The organism is Clostridium sp., assembly GCF_051656525.1.
Taxonomy (GTDB): domain Bacteria; phylum Bacillota; class Clostridia; order Clostridiales; family Clostridiaceae; genus Clostridium.
Window position 1 is genome coordinate 15,714 of sequence record NZ_JBOGCC010000366.1, and the last position, 24,787, is coordinate 40,500.

Genomic DNA, 24,787 nt, shown 5'->3' on the forward strand with positions numbered 1-24,787 from the left:
CTAAAAAAGTACTTTTGATAAGAATGTTTTTGTTCTTTCATTTTCTGGATTTTGAAATATTTTCTCTGGTGTTCCTTCTTCCATTATTATTCCTTCATCCATGAATAGTACTCTATCTCCTACTTCTTTTGCAAAACCCATTTCATGTGTTACTATAACCATTGTCATTCCTTCATTTGCTAGTGATTTCATTACTGATAGTACTTCTCCTACCATTTCTGGATCTAGAGCTGATGTTGGTTCATCAAATAGCATTACATCTGGCTCCATTGCTAGTGCTCTTGCTATTGCTATTCTTTGTTTTTGTCCACCTGATAAAGAGTTTGGATATGCTTTTGCTTTTTCTGTAAGTCCAACTTTCTCTAAAAGTTCCATTGCCTTTTTTTCACTTTCTTCTTTACTTTTCTTTTTAACTTTTATTTGAGATATAGTTAAATTCTCTAATACAGTTTTATGTGGAAAAAGGTTAAACTGCTGAAACACCATTCCCATTTTTTCCCTAATTTTATTTATATTTATTTTTTTATCTATTATATTTTCACCTTCAAATATTATTTCTCCATCTGTTGGAGTTTCTAAAAGATTTAAGCATCTTAAAAATGTACTTTTTCCTGAACCTGAAGGTCCTATTACTACTACAACTTCACCTTTTTTTATTTCTTCATCTATTCCTTTTAATACTTTATTTTTTCCAAAGTCTTTTTTTAAATTTTTAACGGATATCACTTTCTTTCATCCTCCTTTCTATATACTTCATTAATCTTCCTAGTGTAAATGTCATTATAAAGTAGAATACTGCTACAACTATTAGTGGTTCAAAAGGCTTGTATGTTGCACCTTTTACTATATTTGCACTAAACATTAAGTCATGTACTCCTATAAATGAAGCCATTGAAGATTCTTTTATTACTACTACAAATTCATTTCCTATAGCAGGAAGTATATTTTTAACTGCTTGAGGAACTATTATTAATCTCATAGCTTGTCCTCTTGTCATTCCAAGACTTCTTGCAGCTTCTAATTGTCCTCTATCTACTGCTTCAATACCTGCTCTAATAATTTCTGATACATATGCTGCTGAATTTAAAGAAACAGCAATTATTGCAGCAGTTAATGCTTCTATTTGAATTCCTAAAAATAAAGCTGACCCTGAATAAACCATTAAGATTTGTAAAATCATTGGCGTTCCACGAACAATCTCTATGTAAGTAGATGCAATTATATTAAGTGGCTTTACCTTTAAAACTATAAAATTAACATTCTTAAAAAAATATAATATTGAACCCATAAATGACCCAAACAAAACAGCAATAGCTGAAATAATCAAAGTCATCTTTGCTCCTTCTAAAAACACCGGAAAATACTCCAGAACAAAACTAAAATCCAACGTGTAACCCATAAATCCCCCTTCTAATTTAAAATTTAAAATTAAGAATTAGAGGAAAGGATTTGCCTTGCAAACCCTACTTTAATTCTACATTCTTAATTCTACATTCTTAATTTTTAATTCTTCATTTTTCTTTATTTGTTTGCTATTTCATTTGCTTCTATTATGAATTTTTCCATTTCTCCACTTTCCATTAATCTTTTTATTGTCTTGTTTACTTCTTCTATTAAAGCTGTTTCACCTTTTTTTACTGCTACTGAATTTCCTCCTCCATCTGCTTCAAATTCTATTTTTGTAAGCATCATTTCTGGATTTTTCTTTATTGCCATTTTTGCTACTGGTTCTTCTGTTACTATTGCTTCAACTTTTCCAGCTTTTAATTCTAAAATTAAATTATTTACATCAGCTAATAATGTTGGACTTTTAGCTTTTATTACATCCTTAGTTAATTTCTCTTGAGTTGATCCAAGCTGTGCTCCTATTTTTGCATCAGTTAAATCTTTTATTTCTTTAAATTTAGCCTCATCTTTCTTATTTATTAAAACACCATGTTTTGCTTCATAATATATGTCTGAAAAATTCACTACTTTTTCTCTTTCCGGATCTGGATTCATCCCTGAAATTATCATGTCTATTTGATCTGCTTGTACTGCTGATAAAAGTGAGTCAAATAACATTTCTTTCAGTTCAAGTTCTACTCCTAAATCTTTTGCTATTTCTTTTGCAAGTTCCACATCAAATCCTACAATAGTATCCTTTCCATCTATCATTGTATGGAATTCATATGGTGCATAATCGGCACTCATTCCAACAACTAATTTTTTATTGCTCTTTACTTGTTCAAGCTTATTTGTAGGTTTTACATCTTCTCCTTTTCCGTCTTCCTTTGCTCCACAGCCTGCAAAGCTTAACATCATAAGCCCTGCCATACACACAATCATAATTTTCTTTAAAAATCCTTTTTTCATATATACTCCTCCTATAAATTCATTTCCTTTTTTTACCTTGGTATAATTATACATCTTATTTTTATTTTTATGCAACCATTTTTTGGAATTTTTTATTTTTTATTTTTTTGTTTTTCTCATACAAACACATCATTTATTTGTTTTTCTATAAACATACATAGATTATTTTTTATGCATAAAACTAAAACAATATACTTATTTTATGCACACTTTTTCTCTATACTACTTTTTAATTATTATCTATTTTATCTTTTATCTATTACTTTTTAGCCTCTTTATCAAATTTAATACCTATTCTTCTCTTTTAGAACATATTCTCTACAAAAAGTATATATTGTACTATTATTAAATTTATAATACAAAGGAGATAGCTATTATGATTAAAAATAAAGATCGTCATATGTTTTTAGGTGGCAATACTTCCGAAGGATTTTTTTCATTTTTTAACTATATAATTTCACAAGAAGAAGCAACTAAAATCTATTGCTTAAAAGGTGGACCTGGCACTGGAAAATCATCTCTTATGAAAAAAATTGCCTTCTACTTCTCAACTAAAGGCTATAATATAGAACAATTTCACTGCTCTTCAGATGATCAATCCTTAGATGGAGTATTAATAAAAGAATTAAATGTTGCCCTTTTAGATGGAACTGCACCACATACAATTGATCCACAAACACCTGGCGCTATTGATACAATTATAGATTTAGCAACTTGCTTAGATTTTGAAAAAATAAAACCTAGTAAATCTTCTATTCTTTCACTAAACTCTCATATTGGAAACTGTTTTAAAAGAGCTTACAAATACTTAAATGCAGCTAGCATACTTTATAAAGATTGGTCAGATTTGAATAATAGTACTTTAGATAAAAATCTACTATTTAAATTTAATGTTTCTTTAAAAGATATGCTATTCCCTAATTGCAGAATAGCTCCACTAGGGAAAGAAAGACACCTATTTTCAACAGCTTTTAGTCCAAATGGAGTTGTCTCATACACATCATCACTTGCTGAAAACTTAGATTCAATATTCATTCTAAAAGGAGAGCCAGGACTTTCAAAAAACGAAATACTAAAAGAACTTGGAAATACTGCAATTGGCTACGGATATAACATTGAATACTACCACAATCCAATCCTTCCAAATAAAATTTCACATCTAATAATTCCAGAATTAGATACTGGAATCTTTTCAGAAGGAGAAATATCAAAACTAACAATTAAAGGCACAACCTTTAATCTTGAAAATATGTGTGATAAAACTAAATTACTAACTTTAAAAGAAGATATAAATTTCAATAAGGAAGAATTTGAAATACTTCTAAATAAAGCACTATCTTTAATAACAGAAGCAAAATTAACACATGATACACTTGAAAAAATTTATGTAGACAATATGGATTTTAATAAGGTAAACAAGATTTATGACACTATAGTCCATGAAATTGAAAGTCTATAAATATTGTTTATTACCTTATATATTTAAAAAGGTTTCTTTAATATGAAACCTTTTTTATTTAAATCAAATCTACTTGCATATATTTGAATATTCTGTTAATTCATTCTAATTTCAAAAATTTACCGCTATTTTTGATTTAAAATTAACTTAAGTTTACGAACTAATTTTTTATAAGAAGGTGCTAATTATTATGAAGGAATCACATAAAATTCTATTTGACTCTTTTTCTATTGGAAATTTAACTTTAAAAAATAGATATGCAATGTCTCCTGTTGTTAATATGGGATATTGTGATGTTCAAGGCGCTTATAATAAACGTGGAACTGAATATTTTATAGAACGTGCTAAAGGTGGTGTAGGCTTAATTATTACCGGCGTCAATCTCGTTGATAATGGCTTAGAATGTTTTGAAATGCCATCATGCCCTTGTCCTACTATAAATCCTAAAGCCTATATAACTACCGCTCGCGAAATGACTGAACGAATCCATGCATATAATAGTAAAATCTTTTTACAACTTGGTGCTGGAATGGGTAGAGTTGGAATGCCATATTTAATGAAAAATAGGGTTGCTGCATCACATTCTTCTAATCGTTGGGATCCTTCAATTGAACATCGTGAAATAACCATTGAAGAAATTCAAACTTGTATTAGAAAGTTTGGAGAATCTGCATTAATTGCTAAAAAATCTGGATTTGATGGTGTTGAAGTACATGCTGTACATGAAGGTTATTTATTAGATCAATTCGCTATTTCTTTATATAATACACGAGATGATGAGTACGGCGGATGTCTAGCTAATAGACTTCGTTTTGCCGTTGAAATAGTTCAAGAAATAAAAAGAGTATGTGGAAATGACTTTCCTGTTTCATTAAGATACAGCCTTAAAAGTTTTGTTAAAGACTTTAGACAAGGTGCACTTCCTGGCGAAGAATTTATTGAAAAAGGTAAAGATACTGAAGAAGGCTTAGTTGCAGCACAAATCCTGGAGCAAGCTGGATACGATATACTTAATGTTGATGCTGGTACTTACGATTCATGGTATTGGAATCATCCACCTATGTATTTTAATGAAGGAATGTATCTTCCATTCTCAGAGCAAGTAAAAAAAGTAGTAAATATTCCAGTTATTGTTGCTGGTAGAATGGATAATCCTGATTTAGCTAGTAATGCTATAAAAACAGGACAAACAGATATTGTAGCACTTGGAAGACCTCTATTAGCTGATCCTTACATCGTAAAAAAAATTAAAGCTGAAATTTTTGATGCTATTAGACCATGTCTTTCTTGTCATGAAGGATGTATGAATAGAATAAGTAAGGGTGTTCCTATATCTTGTGCTGTAAATCCTGCTTGTGGTAGAGAGGAAGACTATAAGATTACACCTGCACTCTTTAAAAAGAAAGTTGCTATAATCGGTGGTGGTATTGCAGGTATGGAAGCTGCTAGAGTTTGTGCTCTTCGTGGTCATGAAGTTTATCTATATGAAAAATCTTCTTCCCTTGGTGGCAACCTTATTCCTGGCGGAGTACCTAGCTTTAAAAGAGATGACTACAAGTTAATTTATTGGTATGAACATGAATTAACTTCTTTAAAAGTAAATATAAAATTAAATACATTTATGGATAAAACACAAATACTAAGCTTAAATGTAGACACAGTTATTATTTCTACAGGATCTACTCCTATTAAACTTCCATTCTCATCTAATGACTCAGTTAATGTTTTTACTGCTGATGAAGTATTATTAAATGAAACTAATGCCGGTAAAAATATCGTTATTATTGGTGCTGGACTTGTTGGTGGTGAAACTGCTTTATGGCTTAGCAAAAAGGGGAAATCTGTTAGAATTATAGAGGCTACTAATAAAATCTTAGGTGGAGAACATGCTCTTCCTTTTGCCAACTATGATATGTTAAAAGATTTACTTAATTTTAATAATGTAGATATTTTATTAGAATCTAAAGTTGAAAAAATAACAAAACATGGTGTACTATTAAGTACTAAAAAAGGAGCTAAAGAAATTTTAGCTGATACTGTAATTACTGCAGTTGGTTATAGATCTGAAAATAAATTATATGAAGATTTAAAATATGATATCTCTGATATATATCTATTAGGCGATGCTAAAAATGTGAAAAATGTACATTATGCAATATGGGATGCATATGAAATAGCGCGCAATATTTAAATACAAAAAGTATTCCTAAAATTAGGAATACTTTTTCTTTAACTTTCTTTTTTTATTATGGATAATCTATGCAATGCTCTAGTTGCCATAATATATTTAACTAAATCAGGTGAAGTTCCATCTTCTAATATTATAACTCCATCAAACTCTAGACCTTTGGCAAAATAAGCTGGCATTATAACTTTTCCACCTTTATATAAAATATCATTTCTATCAAAAGTTAAAATCTTTGTTTTTTCTTTTAATCTTGGTGATATTTCTTTTAGTACTTTTTTATTTTTAGTTATTATAGCTATACTCTCTAGTCCTTCTTCTTCATAATCTTCTATTATTGAAAGTATTGTATCTATTGTTTCATCTAGTGTTTCTACTTCTTCCTCTAACACTTTCTCACCATTTCTAACTAATGGAACTATTTTTTCCTCTTTTAAGAATTTACTTGCATATTCCATTATCTCTTGTGTTGAACGATAACTTTTATTTAATGAGTAATTTGTTACTTTCCCTTTAAATATACTATCTAAATTAACCATAGCTACTTCTTCATTTGTATCTATAAGCCTTTGATTACTGTCTCCAACTATAGTCATACTTGTGCATCCTGTCATTTCTTTTAGAATTTCATACTGCATATAAGTATAATCTTGTGCTTCATCTATTACAATATGTTTATACTCTTTACTTGTTTTCTTTCCTTCAAGCTTTATCATTAAATAAAGAATTCCTACTAAATCCATATAAGTTAACTTTTCTATATTCAATTCTTTTTTATAAATATCTACAGTTTTTTCTCTTTCAATCCAAGAATTTAATTCAGTTCTTGTATTTATAACTTCTCTTATTATCTCTCTTATTCTTATTCTTCTTTGGAAGTCTGCATTATTTTTTTCAAAGATTAACACATCTTCTTTTACTTCTTTAAGTTTTTCTTCTATCTCTTTATTTAAAGTTCTAACTTCCGCATCTCTCATATCTTTTATTTTTGAAACTATTATTCTTTTTATCTTTTTACTTCTTCTAAATAAAGGCATGTTTTTATAGTAATTATCAAATAAGTCTTTTATCTCTTCTTTTGTCATTACTAGTTTGTCAAAGAATTTTACATCCTCTATTTTAAAGTAATTTTCATTTAAGTCTTCAACTATATCATTTAATTTTTCTACAAAACCTTTTGAACTTTTTTCTTTATAGTCTTCTAGATTTTTTATATTTCCATTCATAGCTTCTTCCATATAATATGAAAAACCAATAATATCTTCATCTAAGCCAATTTCATCTTTTGCAAAAACCTCAAATGTCATATTATCTATTCCATCTTCACCAAGTGATGGCAGTACATTGCTTATATAATCCATAAATATATCATTTGGTCCTAAAATTAAAATTTTATCACCAAATCTTTTTCTTTGATTATATAAAAGATATGAAACTCTATGAAGTGCTATAGTTGTTTTTCCTGAACCTGCAACTCCATTTACAACTATTACTTTATCAGCATCTGCTCTTATTATTTCATCTTGTTCTTCTTGTATAGTCATAACTATATCTTTTAATTTATCATTACTATTATTAGTTAAAACCATTTGAAGTATTTCATCTTTAACATCAAGTGCTGAATCGAATACTCCTTTTAATTCACCTTTTTTAACAATGATTTGTCTTCTTCCAAGTATATTTGCATCAATTTTTCCTGATGGTGCATCATAACTTGAAGTTCCAAGAGTCCCTTTATAAAAAAGAGATGCAACAGGAGCTCTCCAGTCTACTATAACTGGTTCATAAGTTTCTTCTGGTGTTAAGCCAAATCTTCCAATGTACATTTCTTCTGGCATACTATCATCTTCAATAAAACTTATTTTTCCAAAGTATGGACTTTCCTTTAGCTTTGTAAACTCCTTTAATTTTCTATCAATAGTTCTAAATGCTTCTTCTTTTACATACGCCTCATGGTCAAAATATTCTTGAATCAAATCCTCATCATCTTTATAATCTTCAATTACTTTTTTTCTATAGTCTATAATATACTCTGTAATATATTTTCTTTTATCAATATAATTTATTATCTCACGATTAAGAACATTTAAGGTTTCCCCTAAATGTTCTCTCTCAAATGAGAAATCCATGTTTTTATCCATAAGAATTCTCCTTTATTTGTTATTTTCATCTCCATCATTTTTTTCTTCTATTGATGGTTTTTCTAAATTTACTGTTGTTACTTTATCTTCACCTTCTATAGCGGCTTCATCTTTTTCATGTTGCATTTGTTCTAATGCTTCATCTAATGCAGCAAATTTAGCTTTTCTTTCTTCAGCTTCACGAATTAGCTTTTCTTCATTTTTTCTTGCTATTTCTTCAAGCTTAGCTTTTCTAAGTTCTTCTGCTTTCTTCTTAGCTTCTTCAACTTCTTTTTTAGCAGCCTCTCTTATTTTATCTTTTTCTTCTTTTTTAACTTTCATTTCTGGGTATTTTTCATAGACAATCTCCATGAATTCATCTCCCATGATAGTTTCTTTTTCTAAAAGAACTGTTGTAATTGTATCTAAAAGATCTCTATTTTCATTTAATATAGTTCTTGCTTTTTTATGACAAGTTCGTACTATATTTAATACTTCTTCATCTATTATTGTAGATGTTTGCTCACTACAGTTTCTAACTGCTCTTCCATCTAAATATCTGTTTTGCACTGATTCTAATGCCATCATATCAAATCTATCAGTCATACCATAAACAGTTACCATACTTCTTGCAGTTTGTGTAGCTCTTTCAATATCATTTGATGCTCCTGTTGAAACAAGATTAAATACTTCTTCTTCAGCAGCTCTTCCACCAAACATTACTGTTATTTGGTTCATTAAATCTTCTTTAGATACTAAATACTTCTCATCTTCTGGAAGTTGCATAGTATATCCTAGAGCTCCCATAGTTCTTGGAACTATAGTAATTTTGTGTACAGGATCTGAATCTTCCAAAAGGGCTGCTACTAAAGCATGACCAACCTCATGGAATGCAACAGAATCCCTTTCTTGTTTTGAAAGAATTCTGTCTTTTTTCTCTTTACCTGCTATGATATCTTCAACTGCTTCTCTTAAATCATCTTGAGAAACTTCTTTTCTACCTTCTCTAACTGCTCTTAAAGCACCTTCATTCATAATATTTGCAAGGTCTGCCCCAACAGCTCCAGGAGTACTTCTTGCTATTTCTTTTAAGTCTACATCTGGACCTAATTTTACATCCTTAGAATGGACCTTTAATATAGCTTCTCTTCCTGGGAAGTCTGGTCTATCAACTATTATTCTTCTATCAAATCTACCTGGTCTTAATAATGCTTTATCAAGAATTTCAGGTCTATTTGTTGCAGCTAATATTACTATTGCTTTAGTTGAATCAAATCCATCCATTTCAGCTAGTAATTGGTTAAGAGTTTGTTCTCTTTCATCATTACTTTGCATCTGATTATCTCTACTCTTACCTACAGCATCAATCTCATCTATAAATATTATACATGGAGCTTTTTCTGCAGCATCTTTAAATAATTCTCTAACTCTCTTAGCTCCAGCTCCTACAAACATTTCAACGAAACTTGAACCTGAAATTGAGAAAAATGGAACTTTAGCTTCTCCTGCAACAGCTTTTGCAAGAAGAGTTTTACCTGTCCCTGGAGGTCCTACTAAAAGAGCTCCTTTAGGTAACTTTGCTCCAATTTCAGTATATTTTTTAGGATCATTTAAATAATCTATTACTTCCACCAGGGATTCCTTGGCCTCTTCTTGACCTGCTACATCATTAAATGTAACTCCAATCTCATCTTCCATATATACCTTGGCATTGTTTTTTCCAAATGGCATCATTCCGCCACCCATTTTTCCTGACATTTTTGAAAATACAAATTTCCACATAAACACTAGAACTAAAGCCATCAATCCATAAGTAACCAATGTATTTATAAGTGGTGAATATGTTGGATTTTGTCCTGTAAAATTAACACCCGCTTTTTGTAGCTCTGGTATTAAATTATTATTTGGAATATTCACTGTATATAATGATTTCCCTTTAAATTGAGTGTTATCTTTTGGAGTTATTAATAACTCGTCTGGTGTAATTGTTACTTCTGATATTTGCTTATCATTTAATAATTGTTGAAATTGAGTATAACTTATTTTCTCATTCATGGATGTATTTCTAATATATCCTGCTGATAAAACAAGAGCTACTGCTATTATTATATATATAATTACAGTTTTTCCTGGTCCTTTCATCATATTAGGACTATTTTTATTATCATTATTTCCATTTCCCTTATTAAAGTCTTTCTTTGGGTCCATTCTTCCACCTCACCTTTCTCTATCTTTTCAAGAATCCTATATTGTCAAAAGGATATATCCTAAACACTGCTTTTCCCATAATATCCTTTGCTGGAATATATGGATTTTTCCAAAATCTTGAATCATATGAATTTGCCCTATTATCTCCTAAGAAGAAATATTCCCCTTCAGGAACATGAAATTCCTGATATGTTGACATTGGATATTTTACATAGCTCTGGTCTATCTCCTTACCATTGACATATACATTACCTTGAACAATCTTTACTGTATCTCCTGGGAGTCCTATTAATCTTTTAATTAATACTTTTCCAAGCTCCTGTGAATAGAATACTACAATATCTCCCTCTTTTAGATTTTGTGGTTCATACACTCTAGTCACTAACAATCTATCTCCCACATTTAAAGTTGGTTCCATGGAACCACTAGGTATTTTAACCTTAAATATAAGAAATTTATTGATTAAAAATGCTATTGCAAGGGCTATTAATATCGGTAATATCCAATCAAAAAATATGTTGCTTTTTTTTGGCTTTTTCTTTGGCAAGTTACTGCCCTCTGTAATTATAGATTCGTTTATCTTTTCCTCACCCATTCATTCACCTACATTTCTTTAATTAAGCTACTTACCATCTAAATATTTGATATTAAAATTTTAAAACTAGGGCATCTATAATTTCTTGTTAAAAAACAAATTTTATATCTTTTTAATCATTTTTTTGCTTATAAATATAAAAATTTTTATCCCTTATTATTTTACCACCTATTTCAAAATTTATATATAGTTATTCTTTATTAGTATATCATAAAAATTACATAAAATTCTTTCAAAGTTATGTAAATTCATTTTATCTTCATACAAATATTTTATTTTTTATAATTTCCTATTTCTTTCTCTCTTATTTTTATCATTTCTTTAAATATCTCCTCTTTAAACCTTAAGAAAAAGAATGTATTTCTACATTCTTTCCTACTTTCTTAAAAAATATAACACTTTTTATTTAATAATTCCAACATTATTAAATGGATAATATCTAAATATAGCTTTACCTCTAATATCCTCTTCATTTATATACGGATTTTTCCAATATCTTGAATCTTTTGAATTTGCTCTATTATCACCTAAGAAAAAATATGATTTTTCTGGAACTATATATTCAGCATAAGTCTCCTCTGAAAATTTAACATAATCTTCTTTAAATTCTTCTCCATTTATATATAACTTTTTTCTATCAATTAAAATTGAATCACCTGGAAGTCCTACCACTCTTTTTATATAAAGAGAATCTTCTTCCTTAAAATCAAATACTAAAATATCTCCTCTGTTTATTTTTCCATAGTCATAAACTCTTTTTGCTATCAGCCTATCTCCTACATTTATAGTAGGCATCATTGATTCTGATGGAATATGAACTGTGAATATTAAAAATTTATTTATTAGCATTGCTAAAATATAAGCAATAACTAAAGGAACACCCCATTCCTTCAATATTTTTTTCACCATAATTTTACCCAACCCCTTTATAATAATATTCTACCAAAAATATACTCATTTTACTATAAAAAGAATTTTTATATGAAAAAAAGTCCAATCATCTACTTACTTTTAAGCTTTTGATAGGACTTTCTTATTATACTATTTCATTTTTCAATAAATCATCATAACTTTCTCTTTTGCAAACAACTCTAGCTTTTCCACCTTTAACCATTACAACAGCTGCTTTTGGTATTTTATTATAATTATTAGACATTGAATATCCATATGCACCTGTAGACATTACAGCTAATAAATCTCCACTTAAAACTGAAGGAATCTCTATTCCTTGAAGAAGAATATCACCAGATTCACAGCATTTCCCTGCTATTGTTATTTTCTCATTTGAATCATGTATAACTCTATTTGCCACTACACACTCATAGTTTGCATGATATAAAGCTGGTCTTATATTATCTGACATTCCACCATCTACAGATACATATTTTCTTATCTCTGGAATATCTTTTATTGAACCTACAGTATATAGTGTCATACCTGCATTTCCTATAATCGATCTTCCTGGCTCTATTATAAGTGTTGGCATCTCAAGTTCTAATTCTTTACATACATTATCCGCCTTAGCAAGTATTGCCTCACAATACTCTTTAATTTCTTTTGGTTCATCATCATTACTATAATAAATTCCAAAACCACCACCTAAGTCTAGTTCTTTTATTAAGTATCCTGTTTCTAATTTAACCTTATTTATTAACTTTAACATTATTTCAGTAGCATCTTCATAAGGTTCTATATCAAAAATTTGAGAACCAATATGACAATGAAGTCCTGCTAAATTTATATTCTCTAAACTTATTGCTTTTCTTATTCCATTTAAAATATTATCACCAATAGGTGCAAATCCAAATTTTGAATCAATCTGCCCTGTTTTTATATAATCATGAGTATGTGCCTCAATCCCTGGTGTAATTCTTAAATATACATTTTGAATTTTTCCTTGCTCTTTAGCAATATGATTTAAATGTTCTAACTCATAAAAGTTATCAACAACAAATGTTCCAACTCCAACTGAAACTCCAAGTTTCATTTCTTCTAACGTTTTATTATTTCCATGAAATAATATTCTCTCCAGTGGAAAATCTGCTTTATAAGCTGTATAAAGTTCTCCACCTGATACAACATCAAGACATAATCCTTCCTTTTCTATAAGTTTACACATTGCAAGTGTCAAAAAAGCCTTTCCAGCATAAGCCACTCTATTTCTTCTTTCCTCACACTTAAAATTTTTATAATAGCTCTTACACTTTTCCTCAATTTGTTCCTCATCCATTATATATAATGGTGTTCCAAACTCTTCTGCCAGTTTACTTAGTTTTACCGCTCCTACACTTAATACATTTTCTTCTACATTCATAGTTCCAAATAATTTCATTTTAATTACCTCCATCAACAAATTTGTAGTAAAACAAAACGCCACAGATAGAACTGTGACGGGCTATAGCGTGTAATTTAATTATGCCTCTTTGTTAAAAACATCCAGACTTTTGTAGCACTCCACGTTATGTGACAGTGATATGCATCTTCTACATACCCCCAGAAAACTCCCTTAGCTAAAAGTTAACTTCGGCCAATGCACCTTTCATTACTGCTCACAGTCTGCAAAACTCCTAATAATTACTAATTACATTGGCACCTCTACCCTAATTTTGTATTTCCATTTTATTCAAAATATTTAATATTATAATATCACAATATTCAACTTTTGCAACAAGTTTTTTTAAATTTAAAATTTAAAATTTAAATTGTTCAATCAATTATATAGTCTTCCCATCATTAATTCATCAACATAACTTCCATTTTTCAGTGCTGAATATTTTTGAATTCCTTCTTTAATAAACCCAAATTTTTCATCAACAAAGTTCCAATTCCCTTTGATTGATAATTACTATCCACCATTATAGTAATAAATCCCACATGATTTTTTCTTAGGTTATTATATCTGTTTAATATATGAACTCCTACCACCTCACAATCATTTTCTGCAACAAAAGGAAGACTTGCTTGCAAGTCCCCCTAATTCTTAATTCTTAACTCTTAATTCCTAACTATTTATGTCCTTTACGCTCACGATAAATATCCATAAGCTCACTCATTATCTCCGCCCCTGCTGGTGGTGTATATGTTATTGCATTTGCCCCTGCATCTATTGTTTCTTTTATACTTTCTACTGTTGGTCCACCTGTTGCTATTATTGGAAATGTTGGATGTTTATCTCTTAATCTTCTTACTATTTTACTTGTATCTTTTCCTCCTGATACATTTAAAATAGTTGCACCACTATTTATTCTCTCTTCTATGTCTTCATCTTCTGAACATACAGTAACTATTATTGGTATATCTATAGTTTCTTTTATGTTTCTTACTATGTCATTAGATGTTGGTGCATTTACAACTACACCAATAGCACCTTTAAATTCTGCATCTAATGCAAGGTTAACAACTCTTATACCTTGAGTTATTCCTCCTCCTACCCCACAAAAAACTGGTACATCTGCTGCTGTTATTATTGCTTCTGTTATTTTAGGTTGAGGTGTAAAAGGATATACTGCCATTATTGCATCTGCGTTTGTATTTTTTATCATTGCAACATCTGTTGAAAATAGTATACTTTTTATCCTTTTGCCAAATATTCTAATTCCTGTACAATTCCTTATTATTTCTGGCACTTTAACTATATGACTTCTTAAAACGCCCATAACTTCAGGAACATATTTACCTGTATTATTGTTATTTGTATTATTCATATATTGCTATTATTTTTAAATAATAGCTTCACCCCCTTCCTTTCACTCTATTATTCATTATATATTTTTTATCCTTTTTTGAGAATATTTTCTATGAATTTTATTTTTAACTTTTATAGAAATTTTCAACCTTTTTATATTATAATAAATTATTAAATTTATGTCTATTTATTGAATAAGCATAAAAATATTATTCATGAGGTGAATTTTTTGTTTAAAAAGAAAAAAATCTTTAAACCTTATAAAGTTCTTTTAATTATGTATTTATTTTTCTTAATTGCTGGACTTTTTATTTCTAGTCCTTCTGAAATTTTGTATGGTCTAAAGAAAATTTTATTTACACCTGATATTCTCATAACTGATTATGTTGTAATAGGTGGACATGCTGCTGCATTATATAATGCTAGTCTTACTAGTATTATAAGTATTTTTATACTTATTTATTTAGATATAAAACCTAATGGTTCAACTATTATGGCATTATTTTTAATGACTGGTTTTGCATTCTTTGGAAAAAATCTTTTAAACATTTGGCCAATTATGTTTGGTGTTTATCTTTTTTCTAGATATCGAAAGGAACCTTTACTAAATTATAGTTTAGTTATGCTTTTATCTACTGCACTAGCACCAACTGTAAGTCAACTTAGCTTTACATCTGATAATGTTCTTTTAGGATTAATTCTAGGTTCTGTGATTGGTGTTATAACTGGATTTATTCTAGCTCCTATAGCGAGCCATTGTATGGTTGCTCATTCTGGATATAATCTATACAATATTGGTTTTGCAGGAGGACTTATTGCTACCATTTTAATGTCTATCTTCAGATTCTTAGAAATAGATTTTGAAACTAGACTTATTTGGCATAGTGGAGATAATACATTTTTCTTTATATTTATGATTTTTATTTCTCTTTATCTTATTTTTATAGGTATCTATTTTGGAGAAAATAGATATGAGAAATTAAGTTCTCTTAAAGAACAATCAGGAAGACTTGTATCAGATTTTTATTTACTTTATGGCGATGTAGCTTATATAAATATGGGGATTTTAGGACTATTCTCAACTATATTTTTATTGCTTATTGGTGGTGATTTAAATGGTCCTACTATAGGTGCTATTTTTACTACTATTGGATTTGGCGCTTTTGGAAAACACCTAAAAAATATGTTTCCTATTCTTATAGGTTCAACTATGGCTGCCGGATTAAATATTGATCCAATAAATACACCAAGTATATTACTCTCAATTTTATTTAGTACTTGCCTTGCACCAATTGCAGGTAAATTTGGCTTTATTCCAGGTCTTATTGCTGGATTTTTACACGTTTGTTTAAGTGCAAATGTAGGATATTTGCATGGTGGATTAAATCTTTACAACAATGGGCTCTCAGGTGGACTTGTTGCAATGATTTTAGTTCCACTTATAATCACATTTAGAAAAGAGGTAAGACAAGATGAATTTTAGAACTGAAAAAGATTTAAAAATTTTAAATGAACTTGTTTCATATTGCTATCATTTTAATACTAAAGATATTAAAGTTAATATTAAAACAATAGAAAGTATTTCCTATATAGAAATTGAAGCTTTAATTCCATCTTTTCCTGAAAAAGCTTTAGCTAAACTTAGAGCATCATTAAACACACCACGCCAAAGAGAAGTTGAACAATATTATTGGCAAATTGGTGGTGAATATGAATTTGATTCTGAGCTAACTTTAGTAGGTATGATGACTGATAAAGTTAATATTTCTTATAATAATAATATTCTTGATATACAATTAGAAAGAAAATCTATACTTTAATTCACAAAAAATGCTGAAGGCTTTTACACCTTCAGCATTTCTATTATTTTCTTAACTGCCTTTGTTCCAACTAAGTCTTCTTTCATTTGATCTAATGCTTCACTTATTTTACACCAACCTAAATCCTCAACTTCATTAGATTTTTTTATTTCACCATCTTCATAAAATGCAATAAAAGTTAACATTAATAAATCATTATTTTTTACATAATCTGAACCTATATAATCTATATCCCTAACCTTTATTCCAGTTTCCTCTAAGACTTCTCTATATACTGTATCTTCAACTTTTTCATTTTGCCCTACATATCCTGAAATTAGAACTTTTGAATTCTTAAATATATAACTTTGCTTTAATAGTAATATTTTATCTTCCTTTATTACACCAACCACTACACATGGTCTTGGAGTATCAAAAAAAAATTTATCATCATGTTTACAATAAGGAACTCCTCCCTCATCATAACTATACTTTTCTTCTAGTTCATTTCCACAGATAGGACAATATTTAAATTTCAATTTTTCTCACCTCTTATAATTTTAATTTTACTTCTTTATCTAATGTTATTTCCTTTTCAGTTACAATGCAAGAATAAACAAAAATATCCACTCCATTTTCTTTTGCATATCTAAGTGCTTCTCCAAAAGCTGGATCATTTTCATCATTTGGCATGAACTCCTTCATATTCTCCATTTGAATTAAAAACAATATGCCTGCACCCATCCCTTGCTTCTTCACATCTACTAATTCTAAAAGATGCTTTCTTCCTCTATCTGTTGGTGCATCTGGAAAGCTTGCAAATCCATCTTTTTCTAAGGTAACACCCTTCACTTCTAAATAATATGTTTCACCCTCTTCATCTGCTAGCTTAAAATCAAATCTACTTTTCCCAAAAGTTTTCTCCTTTAATATATCAGTATACTTCTCTAATCCTTTTATTTTTTTATTTATTAAAGCTTCTAATACAACCTTATTAGGAATTTGAGAATCTATATTTATAAGCATCCCTTGTTTATATGCACAAATTAAATCATATCCTGTCTTTCTAGTCTCACTATCTTCTTTTCTTAATAAAATTTTAGTTCCAAGTCTTAATATCTCTTTGCATCTTCCCGTATTAGGAACATGAACAACTTCACTTTTATCTCCTATTTTAACTAATGCATTAAATCTATTTGGTCTATCAATAAATTCAGCCTCTACAATTTCTTTTATGTACTTCATTTCTTCCACCTTTTCCACATTATCCACACATTTTATCCACACTCTTGTGAGTAATGTTAATATTTTTCGACATTTATTTAAGTTAATTTTAACCTACCTCACTTTTTTCTACAACATCCATTATATAGTTTGTCGAACAAACTATCCCCTCATATATTGTGTTACTGTTTACTTTTTCTCATAATTAACTTATCCACAATTTTGATGCTTTTATCCACACTTATTCACAACACGTTGAAAACACTAGCTTTACATTGTTGATAACTTTATTTTACACTCTTCTCTTTAAACTTATTCTTTTTAATAGTAAACTTAGATTTGGAGGTGATATTTTGAATAAAAAATTTATTATTCTTTCTTTTGATGCTGTTTCATCAGAAGATTTTCAAATGTTAAAGAATTTATCTAGTTTTAGGGATTTAGTTAAAGATAGTGCATATTCTTCAAATGTTTCATCTGTATATCCATCTCTTACTTACCCTGCTCACACTTCTATTTGTACTGGAAAACTTCCTATACATCATGGCATTGTAAATAACATTTTAATCCAACCTAAGAGAACTTCTCCTGATTGGTTTTGGAATAGAAAATATATTAATGGAACTACTGTTTATGATATTGCTAAAAAACAAGGCTTAAGAACTTGCACACTCTTATGGCCTGTTACAGGAAAGGCAAAAAACATTGATTTAAATTTACCTGAAATTTTTCCTAATAGAAAATTTCAAAATCAAATAATGGTATCTGCTTTAAACGGAAGTCCTATTTTTCAATTAAAAGTAGAAAAACTTTATGGTCATTTAAGACAAGGTTTTAAACAACCTTACTTAGATAATTTTGTTTTTAATTCTCTACTGTATGTACTTAAAAATGATCTAGCTGATTTTATAATGGTTCATTTCACTGATACAGATGCTCACAAACATGAGTTTGGTACTACTAATCCACATATCTCTCAATCACTTAAAAGGCATAATAATAGATTAAATTCCATTATATCTCTTCTAAAAGATACTAATGTTTATGAAAAATCTACAATAATTTGTCTTGGTGATCATAGTTTTAAAGATGCTGAATTTGTTATTAAATTAAATAAATTTTTTATTGATAACAATCTTATCACTCTTGATTCTAAGGGAAATATAAAAGATTATATAGCTTATATGAATTTTTGTGATGGTTCTGCCTATGTTTATGTTAAAGATAATGATCTTGATAAACTTATTTATAATTTAATTTCTAATTTTTCAAAAGAAAATAATAATTGTATAAAAAACATCCTTTCAAGTAAAGAAGCTTCTCTCTTAGGTGCTAGTGATAAATGTACCTTTATGCTTGAAGCTAGTGATAACTATTACTTTATAAATGATTTAACCTACCCTATTATTGAAGAAACAAAAGGACTTCATCCTGTTGCAAATCATGGCTATAATCCTTCAAATGATAATTATAAAACATTCTTTACTTGTAAAAGTCCTTTAGTAAAAAAAGATTTTGATATCGGACCTATGAACTTAGTTGATGAAGGTGCTACTATATTTAGACTTCTTAATCACATAGAACCTAATATTGATGGAAATATTTTAGATATTTTTATTGAATAAATTCCCTATCTTTAGGCAAACTATCTATATATGGAGGTAGTTTTTTTATGGATTATTTAAATGTTAGTAAAGTTCTAACTAATAACGGTGTTCCTATGGCTTATGAATTATCTGATGGCACTCAAGTTACATTAGAAGAAGCACTTTCTTTAGCACGTAGTGGTGCTCTTCAAAATGTAACTCCTTCTATAGATAGCTTCGGTCATGAATTTCTAGTTGGAACATCTGATGATAGTTTTAGTCTAGACTATATCGGATCTGAAAATATTAATAGACCTTCTGATTAAAAAAAACACCATAAATGTTTCACTTACACATTTATGGTGCTCTATTTTATGGATTTATATTAGTTTCTATTATCTCTTCTAAAGACTTACTAGCCTCTTCATTTTGAACTTCTTTTATATATTTTGTTTCAAAATTATTTATTTGTATATCTCCAGCTTTACTAATAATAAGATCACCTACAACCTGATTATTATCACCTAAAAACTCAATATAATATTTATTTTTTCCCGGAACATTACAACCTGAATGTTCACCCTCTTCTTTTGCCTCTGTTATTTTTATATTATTTAATTCATCTTCAAATTTACTAATTGCATCTGCATCTGTTATATTTGATATTTTCTTTGTTACATCATTTGTTACAACTAATTCTTTTATATGTATTTTATCTAATCCACTCCCAGTAAACATCATATCCTTCTTACTTGTGCAACCTATAAAAACTAGCATTATAGCTAAAATCCCCCCTAAAGCTATCACCATTTTTTTCATATTCAAACTCCCCCTTTTTACCTAATTATACCACCTTTTTACTTAATTCAAAACACTGCTAGCGCTAGTTCCTCCTAATATCCCATTTATAACATCATCATCATTTACTATTTCCCATCCTGACATAGTTTTCTTCATTTTTACTTTAACATTTGTTTGAACAACATTAGTTACATTTCCTTCTACTGCATTTAAAAGTGCACTACTTATTTGTCCTTCTAAATAATCTCCATTTTCATTACTATCTTGAATTGTTTGACTATTTATATCTAACTGATTTACATTATATTGATAATCATTAGAAATCTTTTGTCCATTTGGCGAGAAAAATTGTACATCTAGAACAGTATTTCCACCTTCTTTTTCTGCCTTTGTTATATTAACTTTCACAGCACTAAACCAAATTTTTAAAGCCTGTTTTCTTGTCATATCACTATTATTAATTTCAGTTATATCTTGTGATAAATCCCCACTTGGTTCTAAATATGATTCTGCATTACTTAATTGAAATTTATTTATATCTCCAATAAATGTTTTAAAGCTACTTTCTGCTGAACTTGTTCTATTAGTAAATATAAAAAATCCAGCTACTAATACTACAATTGCAATTATTATCCCTATTATTATTTTTTTCAAATTTTTCCTCTCCTCTTTTGTAATAATTCTTATTATATCATCTACACTCCTTTAAAAAAACCTAGTCTTAGTCTACCCATTTTCTATATTTTTTTCACAAATCTTAAAAATTTTAATACATATACTAATATAAAACTTTTTAGGAGTAATGCTATGAGTGAAATTTTACATTCTAACTTAACTATTGAAATGAATACACCTTTAGTACCTCCAGCTATAGTTAGCTGTGATATAAATACTAAAAATGAACCTTATATTATAGGAATTTATAAAATCAATAACTCAATTATAATTAAAGGTGTCTTAAAGAAAATAATATCTTATAAAATATTTGATCCTAATTCAAATATTTTAGAACATTGTCTCTCTGATGAAAAAGAGTTTGAAACTATTTTCTCTTTAACCAATGAACAATCTGAATGTATAGATGTTGTACCACTATCAGCAATTTCTATATCTGCTTCATCAATTGATAATTATCTTTCTGGTATTGGAGTGTATCATAGGGTTTTTTCTTATGTAGCTTTTAATTTAAATGAAGATGTTTTATTATCACTTTCATTAGATTTAGATAAACTTTGTGATGAAATTGTTCCACTTGAAGATTCTTTCTCACCAGTACTAAATACGATTATAAATAAAGGATTTTCTACTCCTTTATCTAACTCTCTTCAAAATTCAAGTATTTCTAATCTAAACATAAAAAGATTTTTAATATCTAATGTAAATAAAGTTTTTGGAAAAACTCTTTTTCTTGATTGTTGTCTTTTATATTCATTTTTCAATAATCAAAATGAACTTATCTGTTCTGAAAAAATGCCTTTTAATTTAACTTTAAACTCAAATACTATAAATGCAAATGAAGAATATAATGTAATTGGTAATGACATTATTGCAATTTTAGATTCGTCTATTAATGATTCTTGTCATTACTTAAATGAAACACTTACCATTACTATTTCAGCAAAAAAAGAAAATTAAAAAGTATGATGTTTTGTTTTTTTAAACATCATACTTTTTGAATATATTTGTATTCTCATTAAATTTTATATATAATTTATATAATTAGTATTTTAGGGGGTTATTTTTTGTATAAATTTATAGGTGCCTACCTTATATTAATAAATATTATAGGATTTTTATCTATGTTTATTGATAAAAGAAAGGCTATTCATCACAAATGGAGAATACGTGAAGCAACTCTCCTACTTATCCCTATACTTGGTGGCGGATTTGGTTCCTGGATTGGTATGTACATTTTTAATCATAAAACTTCAAGAATAAAATTCAATCTTGGAATTCCCATCATAATTTTTGCTGAAATAATATGTATAATATTTTTATTTCATCGTTTTTAAGCGTGTCTTAGGATACGCTTTTTTTTATGTAGTTTTTTCTTTAATTTTTAGTTTTCCCTCTATCTTATGTAATTTATTTTTTAATTTCCCACTTTCCTGTAACTCTACTTCTTCTCTATCAAATTCATTCTTTATGTTTTTTAAATTTCCATATACTGTGGCCTTATCTCCACTTTCAAAAACATAATCTGCTGAAGGAAATTTTACAAATACATCACCTTTATCAATATTTAATATTCTAATTTCTAACTCTGATAACCCACTATTTGCTATAGTTTCTCCTATCAATCTATTTTCACTCCCTATACATACCTCATATATTCCATATCCTCTTGAACTTGTTATTAAAGTTGCTTTTTGTGCATTTAATCTTTGCCATATCTTTGATTTTATAATTTTACTTTCTATTTTATTTTCTACCTTCTCTAATAATGATAATTTATGAAAAAAAACTGCAACAAATAGGAAAAATAAAATTACTGCAAAAAAACCAATACTTGTTACAGTATGCGATAGCATGCTAACAAAAAATGAAATAAATGTTGCTGTACTTACATAACTAAATACCATAAGCCATCCTGCAAGTTTTCTCCTAATAGGACTATTTACAATCATTTCACTCTCTCTTGTCGTAAATCCTGTACTTGATAACAATGATATAACTTGAAATCGCGCCTTATATATAGGCATTCCTGTCATTCTAAACAATATTGCAAAAAAATCTATTACTAATAAAAATAATGTCATAAAAAGTATAAATGTTAATATTAAAACCATTTTCAACTCTCCTCTTTTGTAAAAATCTCTTACATAAGTGGTGCAAATACTCTAAATACTGCAGTTATAATTTTTAGTAACCAGTTTGAACCTCTAGCTTTTTCTAAACTTATTGGTTCACAAGCCTTTAATGTTTCTAAATAATCTTCTTTTATTTGAAGTACTGATTTAGTTTTATATAGCCATACTCCACATTCAAAATGTAAGTACAGACTTCTATAATCAAAATTTATACTCCCAACAGTTGCAACCTCATCATCTGAAACTACAGTTTTAGAATGAATAAATCCTGGTGTATACTCATAAATTTTTACTTTGCCTTCTATAAGTTGTGGATAATAAGACCTTGTAAGCATATGAGCATACCATTTATCCTCTATGTGAGGAGTTACTATTCTTACATCTACACCACTTTTTGCTGCTCTAGTTAGAGCTGTTACCATTTCATTATCTATAATTAAGTAAGGTGTATTTATATAAACATAGTCCTTTGCCTTACTTATTATATTTAAATATACATTTTCTCCTACTATTTCATCATCTAATGGACTATCTCCATAGGGCTGAACATATCCATCATCAATAAGCTCCTCTTCCTTAAACTCAGGTTTAAAGCTTTCATAATCTATTTTAACCTTACTCTCATAGCTCCACATTTGAAGAAACATTACAGTTAAATTCCAAACTGCTTTACCTTTTAACATAATAGATGAATCTTTCCAATGCCCAAACTTAACTATTTCATTTATATATTCATCTGCTAAATTTATTCCACCAGTAAATCCAGTATGTCCATCTATAACCGTTATTTTTCTATGATCCCTATTATTTAAAATTATTGAAAGAAATGGAACAAATTTATTAAATATTTGACATTTTATTCCTTTCTTTCTTAGTACCTCATCATATTTATATGGTAATGTTCTTAAGCATCCAACATCATCATATAGCATTCTAACATCTATTCCCTCTTTTACTTTTCTTTCAAGTATCTCTAATATTTTATTCCACATTTTTCCTTCATTAATAATAAAATATTCCATAAATATGTATTTTTCTGCTTTCTCTAACTCTTCCACTAACTTCTCAAAGAAAACTTCCCCTGGTGATAAGTATTCTGTTCTTGTATTTCTATAGACTGGAGCTAGTGCGTACTCACTTGTATATTTTGCTTGACCTGCAATATATTTGTTTTCATTTTCTAACTCTTTTATAACACTTTCATCTTGTATTGAGACTTTACGTGCATCATTATATGCTATTGCTATTTTTCTTCTAAATTTTAAATTAATTTTTTTTCCTCCAAATATTAGATATAGTAATCCTCCAAACAAAGGAAAAATCAAAACTGGAATAGTCCATGCAAGCTTATATGATGGATTATCTCTCCTACTTACTATATATACAACAACTAATCCACTTATAATTAATAATGGTATATAAATATATGCAAATGCTTCTGCAAGTTGCCATATGCCAAAAATTAAAATTCCTAATTGAATTAATAATAAAATTCCTACAATAGCTAACCTGCTAAATAAAAATTCAAATATTTTTCTCATCTATAACTCCTTCTATCCTTTTTAATATCTATATTTTAATACAATATTCTATCTCTTTACAATGTTTCTAAACCTTAAGATTTTTTAAGAAAAAAATCCCCATTGGTTATACGCAAATATTGAGTACCTGTGTATAGCAAATAGGGACTTTCTTCTTAAATTAAGTTATTCCATTATTGGTTAGCTTTATATCATTATCTTATCATATTTTTTTACTCTTGTTATGTGAATTTCTATTTTTTAACTATTTAGTTACTGATTATTACTCACTTATTCATATTCACTTCTTATTTAGCATCGAATAGTAACTTTGTTCATTATATTTCAATCATTTATCTTTAATTTCTTAAAATTTAATACAAACTCATTAAATTTTCAATCAATTCAAAATGAAAACTTGTTACAAATGTCCTATTTTT

At 28.4% G+C, this 24,787-nt stretch carries 24 protein-coding genes and 1 riboswitch; of the genes, 8 read left to right on the forward strand and 16 right to left on the reverse strand.

Translation table 11 applies throughout. The features are described from left to right. The 3 genes from ACRDDY_RS17800 to ACRDDY_RS17810 all read right to left on the reverse strand — a co-directional run bounded on the left by ACRDDY_RS17800 (window position 1) and on the right by ACRDDY_RS17810 (window position 2,355). A complete protein-coding gene (locus tag ACRDDY_RS17800; RefSeq protein ID WP_438566268.1) occupies window positions 1–726 on the reverse strand; it encodes an amino acid ABC transporter ATP-binding protein in 726 nt (241 codons plus the stop codon). Continuing rightward, complete coding sequence (locus ACRDDY_RS17805) at window positions 713–1,399, reverse strand: amino acid ABC transporter permease (protein ID WP_438566269.1); 687 nt, start codon at window positions 1,397–1,399, stop codon at window positions 713–715. The genes ACRDDY_RS17800 and ACRDDY_RS17805 overlap by 14 nt, the downstream gene beginning before the upstream one ends. A 122-nt stretch (window positions 1,400–1,521) precedes the next feature. Continuing rightward, window positions 1,522–2,355 carry a transporter substrate-binding domain-containing protein gene (locus ACRDDY_RS17810; protein WP_438566270.1) on the reverse strand — a complete coding sequence of 278 codons (834 nt, stop codon included), beginning with the start codon at window positions 2,353–2,355 and terminating at the stop codon, window positions 1,522–1,524. 376 nt (window positions 2,356–2,731) lie between these two features. On the opposite strand from ACRDDY_RS17810, the gene ACRDDY_RS17815 reads away from it, so the two are divergent. Together ACRDDY_RS17815 and ACRDDY_RS17820 are read left to right on the forward strand one after the other, a co-directional pair. Then, a complete protein-coding gene (locus tag ACRDDY_RS17815) occupies window positions 2,732–3,814 on the forward strand; it encodes a PRK06851 family protein (RefSeq protein ID WP_438566271.1) in 1,083 nt (360 codons plus the stop codon). A 190-nt stretch (window positions 3,815–4,004) separates the two neighbouring features. Then, window positions 4,005–6,005: an oxidoreductase gene (locus ACRDDY_RS17820; protein ID WP_438566272.1), complete on the forward strand. Its 2,001-nt coding sequence runs from the start codon at window positions 4,005–4,007 to the stop codon at window positions 6,003–6,005. 38 nt (window positions 6,006–6,043) lie between these two features. Here ACRDDY_RS17820 and ACRDDY_RS17825 read toward each other — a convergent pair whose 3' ends face one another. From ACRDDY_RS17825 to ACRDDY_RS17855, 7 genes are all read right to left on the reverse strand, one after another. Next, window positions 6,044–8,140: a HelD family protein gene (locus ACRDDY_RS17825; protein WP_438566273.1), complete on the reverse strand. Its 2,097-nt coding sequence runs from the start codon at window positions 8,138–8,140 to the stop codon at window positions 6,044–6,046. Between the two features lie 12 nt (window positions 8,141–8,152). Beyond that, window positions 8,153–10,264 carry an ATP-dependent zinc metalloprotease FtsH gene (gene ftsH / locus ACRDDY_RS17830; protein WP_438566323.1) on the reverse strand — a complete coding sequence of 704 codons (2,112 nt, stop codon included), beginning with the start codon at window positions 10,262–10,264 and terminating at the stop codon, window positions 8,153–8,155. Window positions 10,265–10,346: 82 nt separating this feature from the next. Then, complete coding sequence (lepB, locus tag ACRDDY_RS17835) at window positions 10,347–10,922, reverse strand: signal peptidase I (protein ID WP_438566274.1); 576 nt, start codon at window positions 10,920–10,922, stop codon at window positions 10,347–10,349. Window positions 10,923–11,324: 402 nt separating this feature from the next. Beyond that, a complete protein-coding gene (gene lepB / locus ACRDDY_RS17840) occupies window positions 11,325–11,831 on the reverse strand; it encodes a signal peptidase I (RefSeq protein WP_438566275.1) in 507 nt (168 codons plus the stop codon). A 127-nt stretch (window positions 11,832–11,958) separates the two neighbouring features. Beyond that, a complete protein-coding gene (gene lysA, locus ACRDDY_RS17845) occupies window positions 11,959–13,254 on the reverse strand; it encodes a diaminopimelate decarboxylase (RefSeq protein ID WP_438566276.1) in 1,296 nt (431 codons plus the stop codon). A gap of 107 nt (window positions 13,255–13,361) precedes the next feature. Then, window positions 13,362–13,528: riboswitch (Lysine riboswitch) on the reverse strand. A gap of 154 nt (window positions 13,529–13,682) precedes the next feature. Continuing rightward, window positions 13,683–13,889 carry a GNAT family N-acetyltransferase gene (locus tag ACRDDY_RS17850; RefSeq protein WP_438566277.1) on the reverse strand — a complete coding sequence of 69 codons (207 nt, stop codon included), beginning with the start codon at window positions 13,887–13,889 and terminating at the stop codon, window positions 13,683–13,685. A 38-nt stretch (window positions 13,890–13,927) separates the two neighbouring features. Continuing rightward, the gene (locus ACRDDY_RS17855) at window positions 13,928–14,626 is read right to left on the reverse strand and encodes a hydrolase (protein WP_438566278.1); all 699 of its coding nucleotides are present in this window, start codon (window positions 14,624–14,626) and stop codon (window positions 13,928–13,930) included. Window positions 14,627–14,827: 201 nt separating this feature from the next. Here ACRDDY_RS17855 and ACRDDY_RS17860 point away from each other — a divergent pair, with 201 nt between their 5' ends. Together ACRDDY_RS17860 and ACRDDY_RS17865 are read left to right on the forward strand one after the other, a co-directional pair. Then, the gene (locus tag ACRDDY_RS17860) at window positions 14,828–16,090 is read left to right on the forward strand and encodes a DUF1576 domain-containing protein (protein WP_438566324.1); all 1,263 of its coding nucleotides are present in this window, start codon (window positions 14,828–14,830) and stop codon (window positions 16,088–16,090) included. Continuing rightward, on the forward strand, window positions 16,080–16,427 hold the full coding sequence (locus ACRDDY_RS17865; protein WP_438566279.1) for a hypothetical protein: 348 nt from the start codon (window positions 16,080–16,082) through the stop codon (window positions 16,425–16,427). Before ACRDDY_RS17860 ends, ACRDDY_RS17865 begins: the two co-directional genes overlap by 11 nt. A 23-nt stretch (window positions 16,428–16,450) precedes the next feature. Here ACRDDY_RS17865 and ACRDDY_RS17870 read toward each other — a convergent pair whose 3' ends face one another. Beyond that, window positions 16,451–16,945 (reverse strand): NAD(+) diphosphatase, encoded by a 495-nt coding sequence (locus tag ACRDDY_RS17870; RefSeq protein WP_438566280.1) that lies wholly within the window; start codon window positions 16,943–16,945, stop codon window positions 16,451–16,453. Window positions 16,946–16,958: 13 nt separating this feature from the next. After that, complete coding sequence (gene sfsA / locus ACRDDY_RS17875; protein WP_438566281.1) at window positions 16,959–17,651, reverse strand: DNA/RNA nuclease SfsA; 693 nt, start codon at window positions 17,649–17,651, stop codon at window positions 16,959–16,961. 332 nt (window positions 17,652–17,983) lie between these two features. Here sfsA and ACRDDY_RS17880 point away from each other — a divergent pair, with 332 nt between their 5' ends. Together ACRDDY_RS17880 and ACRDDY_RS17885 are read left to right on the forward strand one after the other, a co-directional pair. Beyond that, window positions 17,984–19,255, forward strand: coding sequence for an ectonucleotide pyrophosphatase/phosphodiesterase (locus ACRDDY_RS17880; RefSeq protein ID WP_438566282.1), 1,272 nt, complete (start codon window positions 17,984–17,986; stop codon window positions 19,253–19,255). 47 nt (window positions 19,256–19,302) lie between these two features. Further along, complete coding sequence (locus tag ACRDDY_RS17885) at window positions 19,303–19,542, forward strand: DUF3892 domain-containing protein (RefSeq protein ID WP_438566283.1); 240 nt, start codon at window positions 19,303–19,305, stop codon at window positions 19,540–19,542. A 46-nt stretch (window positions 19,543–19,588) separates the two neighbouring features. Here the strand turns inward: ACRDDY_RS17885 and ACRDDY_RS17890 are convergent, their stop codons facing one another. Both ACRDDY_RS17890 and ACRDDY_RS17895 read right to left on the reverse strand, forming a co-directional pair. Next, window positions 19,589–20,035, reverse strand: coding sequence for a hypothetical protein (locus tag ACRDDY_RS17890; protein ID WP_438566284.1), 447 nt, complete (start codon window positions 20,033–20,035; stop codon window positions 19,589–19,591). Between the two features lie 42 nt (window positions 20,036–20,077). Further along, on the reverse strand, window positions 20,078–20,671 hold the full coding sequence (locus tag ACRDDY_RS17895; protein ID WP_438566285.1) for a hypothetical protein: 594 nt from the start codon (window positions 20,669–20,671) through the stop codon (window positions 20,078–20,080). A 153-nt stretch (window positions 20,672–20,824) separates the two neighbouring features. On the opposite strand from ACRDDY_RS17895, the gene ACRDDY_RS17900 reads away from it, so the two are divergent. Both ACRDDY_RS17900 and ACRDDY_RS17905 read left to right on the forward strand, forming a co-directional pair. After that, entirely contained in the window at window positions 20,825–21,652 is an 828-nt protein-coding gene (locus ACRDDY_RS17900) for a hypothetical protein (RefSeq protein WP_438566286.1), read from the forward strand. 107 nt (window positions 21,653–21,759) lie between these two features. Continuing rightward, window positions 21,760–22,029, forward strand: a complete 270-nt coding sequence (locus tag ACRDDY_RS17905; protein ID WP_438566287.1) for a DUF1294 domain-containing protein — start codon at window positions 21,760–21,762, stop codon at window positions 22,027–22,029. A gap of 24 nt (window positions 22,030–22,053) precedes the next feature. On the opposite strand, the gene ACRDDY_RS17910 is transcribed toward ACRDDY_RS17905, so the two are convergent. After that, window positions 22,054–22,806, reverse strand: coding sequence for a TrkA C-terminal domain-containing protein (locus ACRDDY_RS17910; RefSeq protein ID WP_438566288.1), 753 nt, complete (start codon window positions 22,804–22,806; stop codon window positions 22,054–22,056). A 29-nt stretch (window positions 22,807–22,835) separates the two neighbouring features. After that, window positions 22,836–24,368 carry a cardiolipin synthase gene (gene cls / locus ACRDDY_RS17915; RefSeq protein ID WP_438566289.1) on the reverse strand — a complete coding sequence of 511 codons (1,533 nt, stop codon included), beginning with the start codon at window positions 24,366–24,368 and terminating at the stop codon, window positions 22,836–22,838. Window positions 24,369–24,787 lie beyond the last annotated feature (419 nt).

Excerpts from the sequence above, each read along its gene's own strand:
- sfsA (WP_438566281.1), bottom strand. The coding sequence starts at position 17,651 with ATGAAGTACATAAAAGAAATTGTAGAGGCTGAATTTATTGATAGACCA.
- ACRDDY_RS17820 (WP_438566272.1), top strand. The coding sequence starts at position 4,005 with ATGAAGGAATCACATAAAATTCTATTTGACTCTTTTTCTATTGGAAAT.
- ACRDDY_RS17825 (WP_438566273.1), bottom strand. The coding sequence starts at position 8,140 with ATGGATAAAAACATGGATTTCTCATTTGAGAGAGAACATTTAGGGGAA.
- lepB (WP_438566274.1), bottom strand. The coding sequence starts at position 10,922 with ATGGGTGAGGAAAAGATAAACGAATCTATAATTACAGAGGGCAGTAAC.
- ACRDDY_RS17865 (WP_438566279.1), top strand. The coding sequence starts at position 16,080 with ATGAATTTTAGAACTGAAAAAGATTTAAAAATTTTAAATGAACTTGTT.
- ACRDDY_RS17855 (WP_438566278.1), bottom strand. The coding sequence starts at position 14,626 with ATGAATAATACAAATAACAATAATACAGGTAAATATGTTCCTGAAGTT.
- ACRDDY_RS17810 (WP_438566270.1), bottom strand. The coding sequence starts at position 2,355 with ATGAAAAAAGGATTTTTAAAGAAAATTATGATTGTGTGTATGGCAGGG.
- ftsH (WP_438566323.1), bottom strand. The coding sequence starts at position 10,264 with ATGATGAAAGGACCAGGAAAAACTGTAATTATATATATAATAATAGCA.
- cls (WP_438566289.1), bottom strand. The coding sequence starts at position 24,368 with ATGAGAAAAATATTTGAATTTTTATTTAGCAGGTTAGCTATTGTAGGA.
- lysA (WP_438566276.1), bottom strand. The coding sequence starts at position 13,254 with ATGAAATTATTTGGAACTATGAATGTAGAAGAAAATGTATTAAGTGTA.
- ACRDDY_RS17815 (WP_438566271.1), top strand. The coding sequence starts at position 2,732 with ATGATTAAAAATAAAGATCGTCATATGTTTTTAGGTGGCAATACTTCC.
- ACRDDY_RS17900 (WP_438566286.1), top strand. The coding sequence starts at position 20,825 with ATGAGTGAAATTTTACATTCTAACTTAACTATTGAAATGAATACACCT.
- ACRDDY_RS17890 (WP_438566284.1), bottom strand. The coding sequence starts at position 20,035 with ATGAAAAAAATGGTGATAGCTTTAGGGGGGATTTTAGCTATAATGCTA.
- ACRDDY_RS17910 (WP_438566288.1), bottom strand. The coding sequence starts at position 22,806 with ATGGTTTTAATATTAACATTTATACTTTTTATGACATTATTTTTATTA.
- ACRDDY_RS17885 (WP_438566283.1), top strand. The coding sequence starts at position 19,303 with ATGGATTATTTAAATGTTAGTAAAGTTCTAACTAATAACGGTGTTCCT.
- lepB (WP_438566275.1), bottom strand. The coding sequence starts at position 11,831 with ATGGTGAAAAAAATATTGAAGGAATGGGGTGTTCCTTTAGTTATTGCT.
- ACRDDY_RS17805 (WP_438566269.1), bottom strand. The coding sequence starts at position 1,399 with ATGGGTTACACGTTGGATTTTAGTTTTGTTCTGGAGTATTTTCCGGTG.